Origin of the sequence: Caballeronia sp. NCF2, assembly GCF_023631205.1 — a bacterium.
Taxonomy (GTDB): domain Bacteria; phylum Pseudomonadota; class Gammaproteobacteria; order Burkholderiales; family Burkholderiaceae; genus Caballeronia; species Caballeronia zhejiangensis.
Map to the genome: position 1 here is coordinate 1 of NZ_JALQDN010000021.1, position 15,245 is coordinate 15,245.

Genomic DNA, 15,245 nt, shown 5'->3' on the forward strand with positions numbered 1-15,245 from the left:
GGCGCTGCGGCAGGCACGGCGGCGGGCGCCAACGGCGCGGCGCGCCAGGGCGGCCGTCGCGAGGATCGCGAGGCGCGTGGCGGACGCGAAGGTCGTGAACTGCGCGAAGTCCGCGAGCCGCGTGAGGCTCGTGAGGCGCGCGAACCCCGCGAAGCACGCGAGCCGCGTGAGGCACGCGAGGCACGCGAACCGCGTGAAGCGCGCGACCGCAACGCGGAACGCGCCGGGCGTCCGGAAGCAACCGAACGTCCGGAACGCCGCGAGCGTCCGGATCGTGGCGAACGCGCCGAGCGTGGCGACCGCGCTGAACGAACCGAGCGCGCGGAACGCGGCGAGCGTCGCAAGCCGCAACCGGAAGCCGCCGTCGAGGCGCTGACGCAAGGCGAAACGGTGCCGTCGGAAATCGTCGAAGCGGCGCAAGCCAATGCGGACGCGCAAGTGGCCGGCATCGATGCGGCATCCGACGCGGCGGCCGCACGTGACGGCGAAGAGCGTCGTCGCCGTCGCCGTGGGCGTCGTGGCGGTCGTCGCGAGCGCGAAGAAGACGGCATGACGGTGAATCACGCGGCGGACGTCGCCGAAGCAGAAGGCGCAGCAGAGAGCACTTCGGCGCAAGCCGGCGTGTTTGATGCGGAAGCCGCGCAGGAAGCGGCTGCACGTCGCGAACCCCGCCCGGCCGCGCCGCAACCGGTGGAAGCGTCGGTGCAGCAACCGGCCGCTCAGCCGCTCGAAGCGAAGCCGCAAGAGCAAGCGCCCGCCGCTGCGGAGGAAGCGCCGGTCGCCACGACTGTTGAGGCCGAGCCTTTCGAACTGAAGGCGCAAACGCCCGAACCGACGAACTTCGATCTCTTCGCCAAGCCCGCTCCGGCACCGGAGGTCGAGAATCCGTTCGGTCCGGAGCCGAAGGTCGCCGAGACGAAATTGGCCGATCCGTTCGCACCCGCGTCCGCGCCGGTCGCATCCGAAGAGCCGAAGCCCGTGGAAACGGCGCCGACGCCCGTCGAGCCGGTCGCGGCCGAGCCTGCCGAAGTCGCCGAGCCGGTGAAGACCGCCGCTGTCGCATCGACGCCCGAAGCGACAGCCGTCGAGCCAGTGAAGCCGGTCGAGATCGCGCAAGCGCAGACGCAAGCGCCGGTCTTCGCGCCGGAGCCTGTCGCAGTCGTCGCCGAGCCGGTGAAAGTCGCTGCGCCCGCCGCGCCTGCAACGTCGACGCCGATCGCCGTCGACACCCTTCAGCCGATGCTGGAGCGTGCGGGCCTCGTCTGGGTGAACACCGACGAAGGCAAGCTGCGCGAAGCCAATGCCGCCGCCGCACGCGAGCCGGCTGCGGTGCGCGTGCCGCGCGAACGCAAGGCACTTCCGCCGGCCGACACCGCGCCCATGCAGCAAGTGGAAACCAGCAAGCAGGCCCACTAAGCGCGCGCGTCCCGTTCACTCCGGTGAACGGGCAAAAGCCAGAAACGCCATCGATCCCCGATCGATGGCGTTTTTTTGCGTCGTAAAACGGCTGAACCGAGGGAAAACCGCGACTCCGTGGCAGTGCGTCCCGATGTCCCGCTTCCGTTAGAATGGAACGATCCAACCATTATTCGAACAAGGCCGAAGCGGCCGAGCCGAGCCCCGAGTCATCATGCCCCGACGCATCATTCCTCTCGCCGATGTCAGCGCGATCCCGGATTTCTCCGGCGCCGCGACATCGCCGTCCGGGCTGCTCACGGACACGCTCGCGCGCCCATTGCGGGATTTGCGCATTTCCGTGACAGATCGCTGCAACTTTCGCTGCGTGTACTGCATGCCACGCGAAGTGTTCGATAAGGATTACCAGTTTCTCCCGCACGCCGCCCTGCTCTCGTTCGAGGAAATCGAGCGCCTCGCGCGCGTATTCGTCGCCCACGGCGTGGAAAAGATTCGCCTTACGGGCGGCGAGCCGCTTCTGCGCAAGAACATCGAATTCCTGATCGAGCGGCTCGCGCTGTTGCGCACGCCGGAAGGCCGCCCGCTCGATCTGACGCTCACGACGAACGGCTCGCTCCTCGCGCGCAAGGCGAAGTCGCTGAAGGACGCGGGTTTGTCGCGCGTCACAGTGAGCCTCGATGCGCTCGACGACGCCCTCTTTCGCCGCATGAACGATGCCGATTTCGCGGTCGCCGACGTGCTGAACGGCATCGAGACGGCGCAAGCCGCCGGGCTCGCTCCGATCAAGGTGAACATGGTCGTGAAGCGCGGCACGAACGATCAGGAAATCGTCCCGATGGCGCGCCATTTCAAAGGCAGCGGCGCGGTTCTGCGTTTCATCGAATATATGGATGTCGGCGCGTCGAACGGCTGGAACATGAGCGAAGTGCTGCCTTCGGCGCAAGTGGTCGAACGCATCGACGCGCACTTTCCGCTGGAACCGCTCGAAGCCCACACGGCCGCGGAAACGGCGCAGCGCTGGGGCTATCGCGACGGCAGCGGTGAAATCGGCGTGATTTCGAGCGTCACACGCGCGTTTTGCGACTCGTGCACGCGTGCCCGGCTCTCGACGGAAGGCAAGCTGTATCTGTGTCTCTTCGCGGTTTCCGGCCACGACCTGCGCGGACTGATCCGCAGCGGCGCGGGCGACGACGAAGTCGCCACAGCCATCGCGCGAATCTGGGAGGCGCGCGGCGACCGGTATTCGCAATTGCGCGGCAGCGCGTCGGCGCCATCTCGCGACGATGCACGTCGCGTCGAGATGTCGTACATCGGCGGCTGAGCGCGGCGGATCGTTCGTGCTGAGCGCTCATTCATCGTCCAGCGTCACGGCGCTCGTGCTCGCGGGCGGACGCGGCTCGCGCATGGGCGGCATCGACAAGGGCATGCAGCCGTTTCGCGGTGAGCCGCTCGCGTTGCACGTGATGCGGCGCATCGCGCCTCAGGCGGGCGCGCTTCTGATCAGCGCAAATCGTTCCATCGAAGACTACGCGCGCCTCGGCGCGGCATTCGGCGCGCGCGTTGTCGCGGACGCGCGCGCGGATTTCCCCGGGCCGCTCGCCGGCATCGCCGCTGCGTTGCGCGTTGCGAGCACCGAATTCGTTCTGACCGCGCCTTGCGACGCCCCTTTCGTCGACGAACACATCGGCGCCGCGTTGATGCAAGCACTCGACGCGCACGGCGGCGACGTTGCATACGCAGCAACAATCGACGCGTCGGGCGAAGTCATGGCCCACCCCGTTTTCGCGTTGCTGCGTACATCGCTCGCCGACGACCTGGACGCCTGGCTGGACGCGGGCGAGCGCAAGGTGCGCGCGTGGTACGCGCGCCACAAGGCGGTGGAAGTGCAATTTCACGACGAACGCGCGTTTTACAATATCAACGATTTACAGCAGCTCGCCGATCTGGAACGCCGCTGACTCGTTCAACCGGCTGCCCGCTCACATCGCCATTGCGGGCGCTCAACCACCGCGCGGCCACGTGCTGCTTCGCCGGATTCCGGCCGCGATCCACGCCGATTCATGACCACGTCCAAGGATTTTTCCGCCTGCGTCGCCCACTACGATCCGAATGCGCTGCCCGTTGAAGCCGCGCAGGAAATCGTGCGTCAGTGGGCCATGCCGCGCATGCGGGACGCGCAGATCGAGCGCGTGAGCCTGTTCGACGCGCTCGGCCGCGTGCTCGCCGAGGATGTGATCTCGCCCATCGACGTTCCCGCTTACGACAATTCCGCGATGGACGGCTACGCGTTCGCCGGCGATGTGCTCTCGCGCGGTGGCGATACGGTCGGCTTGTCCGTCGCGGGCACGGCGCTCGCCGGACGGCCGTTCGAAGGCGCGCCGGGCGCGGATCAATGCGTGCGGATCATGACGGGCGCGCTCATCCCGCCCGGCTGCGACACGGTCGTGCCGCAGGAGTTCGTCACGCGCGAAGGCGACGCGATCCGCTTTTCGCCGGCGACGATCCGTGCCGGCCAGAATCGCCGCCTCTCCGGCGAGGATCTCGCGAAAGGCAAGCCGGCGCTGCTCGCGGGTCGCGTCGCGCGGGCATCGGATCTCGGTTTGCTCGCGTCGCTCGGTATCGGCGAAGTGTCGGTTCGCAGGCGGCTCACCGTCGCCTTCTTTTCGACGGGCGACGAATTGCGTTCGGTCGGCGAAACGCTGAACCCTGGCAGCCTTTACGACAGTAATCGCTACACGCTCTTCGCAATGCTCAAGCGGCTCGGCGTCGAAACCGTCGATCTAGGTATCGTGCGCGACGATCGCGCCTCGCTCGAAAAGGCGCTGCGTCATGCGACCGAAAGCGCCGATGTCGTCATCAGTTCGGGCGGCGTGTCGGTTGGCGATGCGGACTTCACGCGCGCGCTGATGAATTCGCTCGGCGACGTCGCCTTCTGGAAGATCGCGATGCGCCCCGGCCGCCCGCTGGCATTCGGCCGGCTGTGGTCGGGCGAGCGCCCGGGCGCGGGCGAGTCGGCGCTCTTCTTCGGGTTGCCGGGGAACCCGGTCGCCGTAATGGCGACGTTCTACTTCATCGTGCGCGAGGCGCTTCTGGCGATGTCGGGCGCGATGCGCCAGCCGCTCACCGTCATCCGCGCGCGCGCCGCCGAGCCGATGAAAAAGCGCGCGGGCCGCACCGAGTTCCAGCGCGGAATCGCGACGCGCGACGACGACGGGCGCTTTCGCGTCGTCACCACCGGTCCGCAGGGTTCCGGCGTGCTGAGTTCGATGAGCGAAGCGAACTGCTTCATCGTGCTCGAACACGCGCGCGGCGACGTCGAAGCGGGCGACGAAGTCGAAGTCGTGCCGTTCGACGGCCTGATCTGATCCGGCGCCGCCGCCAGCCGGTACAAACATTCCTACATCGATAGACGGGGCTTTCCTTCCATGAAAAAGCAGATTTCATTCATCGCACCGGGACAGACCGCCAAGGCGCTGATCCTCGTGTACCTGACTTTCAGCGTGCCCATTGTGCTGCTCGGCGTCGTGGTCGCGTTCGTGCGATACGGCTCGGTGGAAGTGAGCACCGTCACGAGCGCGCTGCTCCTGAACGCGATTCTCGGTTTCATCCTGCTGTGGATCGCGTGCCACGCGTACAACTGGGTGGCCTCGCGTTTCGGCGGCATCGAGATCGTGCTCTCCGACGCGCCGGAGGAAGCGTGAGCGCCCCGATCATCCGCGCGGCCTCGCCCGCCGACGTCGCCGCGATCTTCGGCCTGATGTACGAGCTGGCCGAGTTCGAGAAGCTCACGCATCTGTTCATCGCGACGGAGCAAGGCGTGCATGACGCGCTCTTCGGCGCACGACCGGCCGCTGAAGCGCTCGTCGCGGAAGTCGAAGGCGAAATCGTCAGCTATGCGCTCTTCTTCCAGAACTTCTCGACCTTCCTCGGCAAGCGCGGCCTGTATCTCGAAGACCTCTACGTGCGTCCTTCGATGCGCGGCAGCGGCCTCGGGACGCTGATGCTGAAAAAGCTCGCCGCGCTCGCGGTCGAGCGCCAGTGCGGCCGCTTCGAATGGTCGGTGCTGGACTGGAATCAGAACGCCATCGATTTCTACGAAAAGATGGGCGCGACCGTGCTGCCCGACTGGCGCATCGTGCGCGTGACGGGCGAGCCGCTCGAACGCCTCGCGTCCTGAATCGCGTCCTGCATCACGGCTCGTCGTCGCCTTCGGGCGATGACGGATCGCCGAACGCCTCGCCCAACAATCCCGCCGCCTGTTCGCCGGGCAACGCCTCGACATCCCGAAGGCGCTTGCCCATCTGCCGCGTGCGCGTCTGCGCCGCTTCGATCGAGCGCGTCACCGTTTCGAGCTGCGACTTTGTTCGCGCCAGCACTTCGCCGAACTTGCCGAACTCAGTCTTCACCGCGCCGAGCACCTGCCACACTTCGCTGGAACGCTTCTCGATGGCCAGCGTGCGGAAGCCCATCTGCAGGCTGTTCAGGAGCGCGGTGAGCGTCGTGGGTCCCGCGACGGTCACGCGAAACTCGCGCTGCAACGAATCGCTCAGGCCAGGACGGCGCAAGACTTCCGCGTAGAGACCTTCGGTCGGCAGGAAGAGCAATGCGAAGTCCGTCGTGTGCGGCGGCGCGACGTACTTCTGCGCGATCGATTTCGCCTCCGCGCGCAAGCGCCCTTCCAGCGCGCGCGACGCGTCCTCGACACCGGCCGGGTCCGCGCGTTCCTGCGCATCGATCAGACGCTCGTAGTCCTCGCGCGGAAATTTCGCGTCGATGGGCAGCCACACGGGCGTAGCCACGTCGCCCGGCGCACCCGGCGCGTCGTGCCGGCCAGGCAGCCTGATCGCGAACTCGACGCGTTCGTTGCTCTTCGGAACCGTCGCGACGTTCTTCGCGTACTGATCGGGCGTGAGCAACTGTTCCAGCAGCGCTTCGAGCTGCACTTCGCCCCAGATGCCGCGCGTCTTGACGTTGGTCAGTACCTTCTTCAGATCGCCGACACCCGCCGCGAGCGTCTGCATCTCGCCGAGTCCGCGATGCACCTGCTCCAGCCTGTCGGAGACGAGCTTGAACGACTCGCCGAGCCGTTGCTCCAGCGTCGCGTGCAACTTTTCGTCGACGGTGCGGCGCATCTCGTCGAGCTTCGTCGCGTTGTTCGCCTCGATGTCCTTCAGGCGCGCTTCGAGCGTCGCGCGCACTTCGCCGAGCCGCCGCTCGTTCGCTTCGGAAAGCTGCGCGAGATGCAGCGACATGGAATCGGCGAAGCGCTTCAACGCGTTGCCCTGATCCTCGCGCGCCTGCTGGCTTTGCTGTGCGAGCTGCTGCGCAAGCGCGTCGAATTGCGCGTTCTGCACGTTCGACGTGCTCGCCAGTTGCGTCGAAAGCGTCTGATGGAATTGCGCGAAGCCGCTTTGCGATTCCATGCGCGAGACGCGCGCGCTCTCCGCGATATCGCCACGCAAGCCGCGTTCGAGCCGTTCCTGCGCGCGCGCGTGTGCCTCGCCCATGTCGTTGACGCGATCGTTGAGCGCTTCGAACTCGTCGAAGATGACCGCGTTCGAATTGCGCCGCATCGTCATGACGAGCGCGACGAGCGAGACCACCAGCGCGATCGCCAGCACGGCGATCGCGCCAACCAGCAGTTCCATCATTTCTTCAGTACGTCCGGATTGATCGGGTTCGGCGGATTGCCTGCGCGCGGCCCTTCGCCCAGCGCGGCGATGAGATTGTCGGCCGCGAGATTGGCCATCGCGCGGCGCGTGCCTTCGGTCGCGCTCGCGATATGCGGCGTCAGCACGACGTTGTCGAGCAGCAGGAAATCCGGGTTGAAATTCGGCTCGCCCTCGAACACGTCGATGCCCGCCGCCGCGATGCGCTTGTCGCGCAACGCCGCGATCAACGCCGCATCGTCGACGATGCCGCCGCGCGCGATATTCGTCAGCGTCGCCGTCGGCTTCATCAGCGCGAGTTCGGCCGCGCCGATCGTATGATGGCTTTCCTTCGAGTAAGGCACGACGAGCACGACATGATCCGCGCGCTTGAGCAGATCTTCCTTCGACGCGTACTCGGCATTCAGCTCGCGCTCGATTTCCGGCGCGACGCGCGAACGGTTGTGATACATCACGCGCATGTTGAAGCCGGCCGCCCGCCGCGCCAGCGCCTGCCCGATGCGCCCCATGCCGATCACGCCGAGCGTCGAGCCGTAGACATCGGCGCCGAGGAACGAGTCGAACGACCACTTCTGCCATTTGCCCGCGCGCAGAAAGTGCTCGGATTCGGTGACGCGACGCGCCGCCGCCATCATCAGCGCCCAGCCGAAATCGGCCGTGGTTTCGTTCAGCACGTTGGGCGTGTTGGTGCCGAGCACCTTGTGCGCGTCGAACGCCCGCATGTCGAAGTTGTTGTAGCCGACCGCCATGTTCGCAACGACCTTCAGATTCGGCGCGCCCGAAAGCTCTTTCTCGCCGACCATCTCGCCCGCCGTGAACGCGCCGTCCTTGTCGGCGAGACGCCGCGCGAATTCTTCCTGCGGGAGCACGTCGCCGAGATTCACATCGACATCGAAATGCTGCTTCAGTCGCTCGATCACGTCGGGAAATGTGGGACGCGCTACCAGCACTTTCTTCTTCATCGGTTGCTCCTAGAAAAATAGCCAGCCCAGAACGGCGAAAAGCGGCAAGAGAATCGCGCCCGACCACGCCATGAAACCGAAGAAACTCGGCATGCGTACGCCGCGCGATTCGGCGATCGCCTTCACCATGAAATTCGGCGCATTGCCGATATACGTGTTCGCGCCCATGAAGACCGCGCCCGCGGAGATGGCGGCGAGCGTCGTGGCGTCGCTGGTCATGAGCGTGCGTGCGTCGCCGCCCGCGAGATTGAAGAAGACGAGGTAGGTCGGTGCGTTGTCGAGAAACGACGACAGAAGACCGGTCGCCCAGAAATAGGCGATGTCGACGGGCTTGCCCTGCGCATCCGACACCGCGTGCACGATGCCCGCGAACGCGCCCGATTCACCCGCGCGCAGGATCGTGATGACCGGCGCGATGGTGATGAAGATCGCCGCGAAAAGCTTCGCGACTTCCTCGATGGGCGCCCAGTCGAACGCGTTGCCCGCGCGCGCGCTTTTCGGCGTGAGCGCGAGCGATGCGAGCAGCACGGCGACGAGCAGCACGTCGCGCACGAGATTCTGCAACTGGACATGCGTGCCGAAGATGTCGAACGTGATGCCGGGTTTCCAGATGCCGCTCATCAGCACGAGCACGACGATCGCCGCGAGCAGCGCGAAATTGATCTTGCCGTCGATGCCAAGCGGAGGCGTATCCGGCGTCGGGTCGAGAAACGCGGGCCGCGCGTCGTGCCTGCGCCAGTAGAAACTGTCCAGCACGAAGAACACCGCGAGGAGCACGGCGCAGACGAAGAGCATCGGCAGCGCGAGATGCACGGTAGTCCAGAAGAAGCCGACGCCGTTGAGAAAGCCGAGAAAAAGCGGCGGATCGCCGAGCGGCGTGAGCGAGCCGCCTGCGTTCGCGACGAGAAAGATGAAGAACACGACGACATGCACGACGTGCTTGCGATTGTCGTTCGCGCGCAAAAGCGGACGGATCAGCAACATGGCCGCGCCCGTCGTGCCCATGACGCTCGCGAGCGCGGTGCCGAGCGCGAGCAGTCCGGTATTGAGATGAGCCGAGCCGTGCAGGTTGCCGCGTACGCAAATGCCGCCCGCAACCGTATACAGCGCTGCGAGCAGAATGATGAACGGCACGTACTCTTCGAGCATCGCGTGGACGAGCACGCTGCCCGCCGTGCCGACACCGAACGCAAGCCCGAACGGCGCGAGGAACGCGATCGCCCACCCCGCCGCGATCTTGCCGAAATGGTGATGCCAAACCTTCGGCGCGACGAGCGGAAACACCGCGATAGAAAGCAGGATGCCGACGAACGGTATGCCCCATGTGGCCGGGAGCGTCGCGCCGTCGGGCGTCGCAGCACCGGCCGGCGCCGCGATCAGCGCCAGCATCGCGCAAGGCACGTACAAAACCAGACGCCGCATTGACTCACGCTCCGCGCACGACGATCACATGCACGCGATACGGCCCATGCGCGCCGAGCACGATGGTCTGTTCGATATCGCCGGTGCGCGACGGACCCGACACGAAGTTCACCGCGCGCGGCAACTCGCCGCGCTCGGCGCGCATCAACGCGAATGCATCTTCATGCGCGGCGACGATGCGCGACGCCGGCACGATCGCGATATGCGTCTGCGGCAAGAGCGCGCCGGATGCGGGCGTCTGCGCGCCCGAGAGCAGCACGAGCGAACCGGTTTCAGCAGTCGCGCAGAAGCAGCCGGTGATGCCGACGAGATCTTCATCGGCAGGCTTGCGAAACGCCGCCCGAATGCCCGCTTCGGACCAGCGCAGATGAGCAAGCGCGGGCCACGCGACGACATTGACGGGAAGGTTCAGCGATTGGAGATAGCGCACGGCTTCGGCGGGCGCATCGTCGATCGATTCGACTTCGGCGACGGTCGTGGAAAGACGCTCCGCTTCGAGCGTGAAGCGCGCGATCAGCTCGTCACGCGTCTGAGGCAACGGAGGACGCGGACCCGCCGGATGTCGCTCGACATACTCGTCTGCGCCAGCGCGCTCGGCATCCGTAGCCGTGCCGCGACGGCCCTGCGCGCTGCGAATGCGCGCGAGAATATTGCGGCGCGCGTCCGATGTATCCATGGTGCCGTCCTCGTGTTGGCGTGCTTGAGATTCGTGCGCGCCGCGATGATTTACGACGCGTCCGAATTATAGCGAGCGGCATACACGCACGAACCTCGGCCGAACGGCATAGGCCGAATGGACGAATGCGCGTCGCTCAGTCGTCGCCGACCGGCTGCTCGATGCCGAAGACCTGACGCAGATAGGCGAGATACGCCTTGTCGTCGCACATGTTTTTGCCGGGCGAATCGGAGAGTTTCGCGACCGGCTGACCGTTGCATCGAACCATCTTGATGACGATCTGCAGCGGCTGATAGCCGAGATCGTTGGTGAGATTCGTGCCGACGCCGAACGCGAGCTGGCAACGTCCGCGAAAACGCTCGTACAGCTGCAGCACCTTCGGGATATCGAGCGCGTCGGAGAACACGAGCACTTTGGTGCGCGGGTCGCAGCGGTTTTCCTCGTAATGCCGGATGAGGCGCTCGCCCCAATCGAAGGGATCGCCCGAATCGTGGCGCGCGCCGTCGAACAGCTTGCAGAAGTACATGTCGAAGTCGCGCAGAAACGCCTTCATGCCATAAACGTCCGACAGCGCGATGCCGAGGTCGCCGCGATATTCCTTCGCCCACATCTCGAAGCCGAAGATCTGCGAGTCGCGCAGACGCGGGCCGAGCGCCTGACACGCCTGCAAGTACTCATGCGCCATCGTGCCGAGCGGCCGCAAGCCGTGCTTCATCGCATAGAAGCAGTTGCTCGTGCCGGCGAACTGCGCACCGAGCTTGTCCTTCAGCGTGAGCACGACTTCCTCGTGCCACTGCCCCGAAAAACGGCGGCGCGTGCCGTAATCGGCGATCTTGCAGTCCGAATATTCGGGTGGCGTGGCGAGCAGCTTGATCTTGTCGCGCAGGCGCTCGCGGCCGGTTTCATACTCGGGCTTGCGCTGCGTGTTGCGGAAATAGACTTCGTTGACGATCGCGAGCACCGGAATCTCGAAGAGAATCGTGTGCAGCCACGGCCCTTCGATCTCGATGTCGATCTCGCCGTTCTTCTTAGGCGACGGCGAAATGCGGATCGACTTTTCATTCAGATGGAAGAGCGCGAGGAAATCGATGAAGTCGCTCTTGATGAAGCGCATGCGCCGCAGATAATCCAGTTCCTCTTCCTTGAAGCGCAGATTGCAAAGCTGGCGCACTTCGTCGCGAATTTCATCGATATACGGCACGAGATCGACATTCGGCGTGCGGCAGCGGAAGCGATATTCGACATGCGCCGCGGGGAAGTGATGCAGCACGACCTGCATCATCGTGAACTTGTAGAGGTCGGTATCGAGCAGCGAATTGATGATCATGGTTCTGACGGGAACATCCACGCGAATGGACCGCGCGCTTTGCCTGCTTGCCAGCGCGCAGCCCGAGGCCTTTAGGGTCATGTTACCCGAATGTCCGCGCGGACATGATCCGCGCCCTGCCCTTTTGCGACGCCGCGCATACATACATCACGAATCGATATAAAGAGCGCTTCGCGCGGCGCGCGCCCACTTTTACCGTTACGCTACAATATGCGTTTCGGCAAGCGCACCTTCCGGCCCATGCAGCCGCCAGGGCGCCGCCCCCACGAATTCCGCATGCAGGAGCCTGAATGACTCACGTTGTGACCGAAAGCTGCATCAAGTGCAAGTACACCGATTGCGTGGACGTGTGCCCGGTGGATTGCTTCCGCGAAGGTCCCAACTTTCTCGCGATCGATCCCGACGAGTGCATCGACTGCGCCGTGTGCGTCGCCGAGTGCCCGGTGAACGCTATCTACGCCGAAGAAGATGTGCCTGGCGACCAGCAGCACTTCACCGAACTGAACGCTGAACTCGCGCGTAACTGGCCGAGCATCACGAAGACGAAAGGCTCGCTTCCGGAAGCGGACGAGTTCAAGGACGTCAAGGAAAAGCTGAGTCTGCTCGAGCGTTGATTGTTGCGCTCGCCGACGCACGCGCTTCATTTGATTGCAAAAAATGCGTATCAAATGAAGATTGAGCGTTGACACGCCAAAAGCAGCCCCCTATAATTCCGCTTCTCTGCTGTAGATGTTCCCCGATAGCTCAGTCGGTAGAGCGCCGGACTGTTAATCCGTAGGTCCCTGGTTCGAGCCCAGGTCGGGGAGCCAAAAACTCCAGCAAGTCGGTTTCAAAAGAGCTCGGTCAGTTGGCTGAGTTTTTATTTCAGTTGTAGATGTTTCAGTTGTTCCCCGATAGCTCAGTCGGTAGAGCGCCGGACTGTTAATCCGTAGGTCCCTGGTTCGAGCCCAGGTCGGGGAGCCAAAAGCTTCTGTCAAAAAGCCCAGTCGCATGACTGGGCTTTTTGCTTTGTGCGCTGACTTCATCGCTTCACGCAAGCCACACGACGGTCAGCGAGCGCACGCCCTGCGCGCCGCGAATCAGCACGCCTTCGATATCCGCCGTCGCCGACGGCCCCGTCACGAGTACCGCATAGCGCGCCGATTTGAAATCGTCGCGTCGATACACCTGCTGCAAGCCCTCGACGAGTTGCGCCGGGTCGAGCAGCACGACGAGATGCTGCGACAGATAGCCGATCGCGTTCACGACGTACTCTTCTTCGCTGAACCACACCGAGCCCGTTTCAGCGACGCCGAAGCGCCCTCGCACGATGCCCACATCGACATCCTGAAGCGATGCCGGCACGGTATCGGATGAAAGCGGCCGCGTGCCGTCGACGCCCGGAACCGCCGATGCAATCACCTTCGCATCGGCAAAGCGTGCCGCGATCAGCGCGTTCACGTCTTCGAGACTGGCCGCTTCGACGCATGTGCCGCCCATCGCGGTGAGCGCGGTCGTAAAGCGCGCCTTCAGTTCGCCTTCCGGCGACGGGAACACGGGCACGTCCGGGCGCGGACGCGATGGGGGCTGCGCCGCGCGGATCTTCGAGAGAAAAGCTTCGCGAGTCGTCATTTATCGAGCTTCCGGTTTTTCCTGTACCACTCGTGAAAAGTCTCGGCGGGCGCTTCGGGCAGATCGCGGCCGCGTCCCCAGATATTGAGCGGGTTGTAGAGCACGAAGTTGGGCAGGCGCTTCAACGCGCCGCCGAGCGATGCGACCGTCGCACGATAGAGCGTCGGGCTCGCGAGCAGGCGCCCCGCCATCTTCAGCACTTCCTGCTTCACGAACGGCACTTCGTGCTTCTCGGCGATGACCTCGCGCCACTTGTAGATCTGCTCGTGAATGTTCACCTTCACGGGACAGACATTCGTGCAACTGCCGTTCATCGTCGACGCGAACGGCAGCGCGCTATAGCGCTTCAAGTCGTGCGTCGGATTGATGATCGCGCCGATCGGACCGGAGTACGTCCCGCCATACGAAAGCCCGCCGCTTCTGCGATACACCGGACACGTATTCATGCACGCGCCGCAGCGGATGCACTTGAGCGAGTACCAGAAATCGTCCATCGCGAGGCGTTCTGAGCGGCCGTTATCGACGAGGATGAAGTGCATCTCCGTGCCCGGACGCGGCGCGCGAAAATGCGACGTGTACTGCGTGATCGGCGAGCCGAGCGCGCTTCTCGACAACATTCGAACGAACACGCCGAGATCGCTGATCGTCGGAATGATCTTTTCGATGCCGATCGACGCGATATGCAGCGGCGGCACGTTCGCCGAAAGATCCGCGTTGCCCTCGTTCGTGCACACGACGACCGTGCCCGTCTCCGCGACCGCGAAGTTGCAGCCCGTCATGCCCGCCGTCTTCTCGCGCACGAAATATGGCCGCGTGTTCATGCGCTGGCTTTCCGCGAGATAGTGGATGTCGCTGTTCCGCGGATCGGTGCCGATCGTCTTGCCGAACAGTTCGGCCACGTCCGCGCGCAGCTTGTGCACGGCCGGCACGACCATATGGCTCGGATCCTGATGATCGAGTTGCTGGATGCGCTCGCCGAGATCGGTTTCCATCACCGTGATGCCGCGCGGTTCGAGATAGTCGCGCATGTAGCACTCGTCGGTGAGCATCGACTTGCTCTTCACGAGCGACGTCATGCCGCGCTCGCTCATCAGCCTGAAGACGAGCGCGTTGTGCTCCTCGGCGTTCGCCGCGAAATGCACGACGACGCCGTTTTTCTCGGCCTGATCGACGAACTGCGCGATGTAATCGGCGAGATTGGACAGCGTGTGTTCCTTGATCGCCGATGCGAGATTGCGCATCGTCTCCCATTCGGGGATGCCGTGCGCCTGCGCGTCGCGCTTGCTGCGCAAGTCCCACAGACGCTTGTCGTGGAACGCGACGTGATCTGGCTTCTGCAGGAACGCGCCCGCCGCCTTCGCGTGATCGATACGAACGCTTTTGCTCATGCGCGCGCCCCGTTCAGAACCTGCGCGATGTGGATGAACTTCGCATCGGCTTTCATGCGCTCGGCGCAGCATTGCTGATGCATGAGACACGACATGTCGCCCGACACGATGTACTCCGCGCCCGCGCCGACGTGATCGCGCACCTTGTCCTGACCCATCCGCACGGAGACGGCCTCTTCCGTCACCGAGAACGTGCCGCCGAATCCGCAGCATTCGTCGGGACGCGCGGGCGCGACGAACTCGATACCCCTCACGCGTTCGAGCAGCGTGCGCGGCTTCGAATACGGCGTTCCGGCCACTTCCGAATTCGACGTTTCGCGCAGATGCCGCACCGCGCTGCAACTGTTGTGCAGCCCGACCTTGTGCGGAAATTCGGCCCACGGAAACTCGCGCACCTTCAGCACGTCGTGCAGGAATTCGACGAGCTCGAACGTATTGCGCCGCACCTTCTGCACGGCGCTCGTCTGCTCGATCGCGGTGAAATGCTCGCGTACGTGATGCGTGCAACTCGCCGATGGCCCGACGACATAGTCGTAGTCGGCGAAATTGCGCGCGAACACGCGCTCGGCGCCGGCAGCCTCCTTGTGTGCGCCGCTATTGGCCATCGGCTGGCCGCAACAGGTCTGATCCTGCGGATAGTCGACGTCCACGCCCAGCCGTTCGAGCAGTTCGAGCGTGGCGATGCCGACTTGCGGATAAAAAGCGTCGATGAAACAGGGGACGAACAAGGCGACTTTCATGACGGGTTCGGCGATTTGGTAAGCTTGGTCTGAC

General features: G+C 64.5%; 15 protein-coding genes and 2 tRNA genes. 9 read left to right on the forward strand and 8 right to left on the reverse strand.

Annotated features, from left to right (window positions below):
- The 6 genes from NCS02_RS10180 to NCS02_RS10205 all read left to right on the forward strand — a co-directional run.
- A partial coding sequence (locus NCS02_RS10180) for a ribonuclease E domain-containing protein (protein WP_502800874.1) occupies window positions 1–1,416 on the forward strand: 1,416 nt, incomplete at its 5' end.
- A gap of 214 nt (window positions 1,417–1,630) precedes the next feature.
- The gene (moaA, locus tag NCS02_RS10185) at window positions 1,631–2,737 is read left to right on the forward strand and encodes a GTP 3',8-cyclase MoaA (protein WP_250458307.1); all 1,107 of its coding nucleotides are present in this window, start codon (window positions 1,631–1,633) and stop codon (window positions 2,735–2,737) included.
- Window positions 2,738–2,819: 82 nt separating this feature from the next.
- Window positions 2,820–3,374, forward strand: coding sequence for a molybdenum cofactor guanylyltransferase MobA (gene mobA, locus NCS02_RS10190; protein ID WP_235366333.1), 555 nt, complete (start codon window positions 2,820–2,822; stop codon window positions 3,372–3,374).
- Between the two features lie 102 nt (window positions 3,375–3,476).
- Window positions 3,477–4,781, forward strand: a complete 1,305-nt coding sequence (gene moeA, locus NCS02_RS10195; protein ID WP_250523041.1) for a molybdopterin molybdotransferase MoeA — start codon at window positions 3,477–3,479, stop codon at window positions 4,779–4,781.
- A 60-nt stretch (window positions 4,782–4,841) separates the two neighbouring features.
- Window positions 4,842–5,117 carry a hypothetical protein gene (locus NCS02_RS10200; RefSeq protein WP_008342276.1) on the forward strand — a complete coding sequence of 92 codons (276 nt, stop codon included), beginning with the start codon at window positions 4,842–4,844 and terminating at the stop codon, window positions 5,115–5,117.
- A 56-nt stretch (window positions 5,118–5,173) separates the two neighbouring features.
- On the forward strand, window positions 5,174–5,593 hold the full coding sequence (locus tag NCS02_RS10205; RefSeq protein WP_051078884.1) for a GNAT family N-acetyltransferase: 420 nt from the start codon (window positions 5,174–5,176) through the stop codon (window positions 5,591–5,593).
- Window positions 5,594–5,606: 13 nt separating this feature from the next.
- Here NCS02_RS10205 and NCS02_RS10210 read toward each other — a convergent pair whose 3' ends face one another.
- From NCS02_RS10210 to pncB, 5 genes are all read right to left on the reverse strand, one after another.
- Window positions 5,607–7,067, reverse strand: a complete 1,461-nt coding sequence (locus NCS02_RS10210; RefSeq protein WP_250523042.1) for a DNA recombination protein RmuC — start codon at window positions 7,065–7,067, stop codon at window positions 5,607–5,609.
- Window positions 7,064–8,047: a 2-hydroxyacid dehydrogenase gene (locus NCS02_RS10215; protein ID WP_250523043.1), complete on the reverse strand. Its 984-nt coding sequence runs from the start codon at window positions 8,045–8,047 to the stop codon at window positions 7,064–7,066. Before NCS02_RS10215 ends, NCS02_RS10210 begins: the two co-directional genes overlap by 4 nt.
- Window positions 8,048–8,056: 9 nt before the next feature.
- Window positions 8,057–9,469: a sodium:proton antiporter gene (locus NCS02_RS10220; RefSeq protein WP_250523044.1), complete on the reverse strand. Its 1,413-nt coding sequence runs from the start codon at window positions 9,467–9,469 to the stop codon at window positions 8,057–8,059.
- Between the two features lie 4 nt (window positions 9,470–9,473).
- Complete coding sequence (locus tag NCS02_RS10225; protein ID WP_250523045.1) at window positions 9,474–10,145, reverse strand: LutC/YkgG family protein; 672 nt, start codon at window positions 10,143–10,145, stop codon at window positions 9,474–9,476.
- Between the two features lie 136 nt (window positions 10,146–10,281).
- Window positions 10,282–11,472, reverse strand: a complete 1,191-nt coding sequence (gene pncB, locus NCS02_RS10230) for a nicotinate phosphoribosyltransferase (RefSeq protein ID WP_008342288.1) — start codon at window positions 11,470–11,472, stop codon at window positions 10,282–10,284.
- A gap of 290 nt (window positions 11,473–11,762) precedes the next feature.
- Between pncB and fdxA the strand changes: the two genes are divergently transcribed.
- From fdxA to NCS02_RS10245, 3 genes are all read left to right on the forward strand, one after another.
- Window positions 11,763–12,086, forward strand: coding sequence for a ferredoxin FdxA (fdxA, locus tag NCS02_RS10235; protein WP_008342289.1), 324 nt, complete (start codon window positions 11,763–11,765; stop codon window positions 12,084–12,086).
- Window positions 12,087–12,205: 119 nt separating this feature from the next.
- Window positions 12,206–12,281, forward strand: a tRNA-Asn gene (locus NCS02_RS10240).
- Between the two features lie 78 nt (window positions 12,282–12,359).
- Window positions 12,360–12,435 (forward strand) — tRNA-Asn (locus NCS02_RS10245).
- A 66-nt stretch (window positions 12,436–12,501) separates the two neighbouring features.
- Here the strand turns inward: NCS02_RS10245 and NCS02_RS10250 are convergent.
- Genes NCS02_RS10250 through NCS02_RS10260 form a run of 3 tightly spaced genes read right to left on the reverse strand, consistent with a single transcriptional unit; the run spans window position 12,502 to window position 15,211 of the window.
- On the reverse strand, window positions 12,502–13,083 hold the full coding sequence (locus NCS02_RS10250; RefSeq protein ID WP_250523046.1) for a LutC/YkgG family protein: 582 nt from the start codon (window positions 13,081–13,083) through the stop codon (window positions 12,502–12,504).
- On the reverse strand, window positions 13,080–14,471 hold the full coding sequence (locus tag NCS02_RS10255) for a lactate utilization protein B (RefSeq protein WP_250523047.1): 1,392 nt from the start codon (window positions 14,469–14,471) through the stop codon (window positions 13,080–13,082). Before NCS02_RS10255 ends, NCS02_RS10250 begins: the two co-directional genes overlap by 4 nt.
- The gene (locus NCS02_RS10260) at window positions 14,468–15,211 is read right to left on the reverse strand and encodes a (Fe-S)-binding protein (protein ID WP_250523048.1); all 744 of its coding nucleotides are present in this window, start codon (window positions 15,209–15,211) and stop codon (window positions 14,468–14,470) included. Before NCS02_RS10260 ends, NCS02_RS10255 begins: the two co-directional genes overlap by 4 nt.
- Window positions 15,212–15,245: the final 34 nt, after the last annotated feature.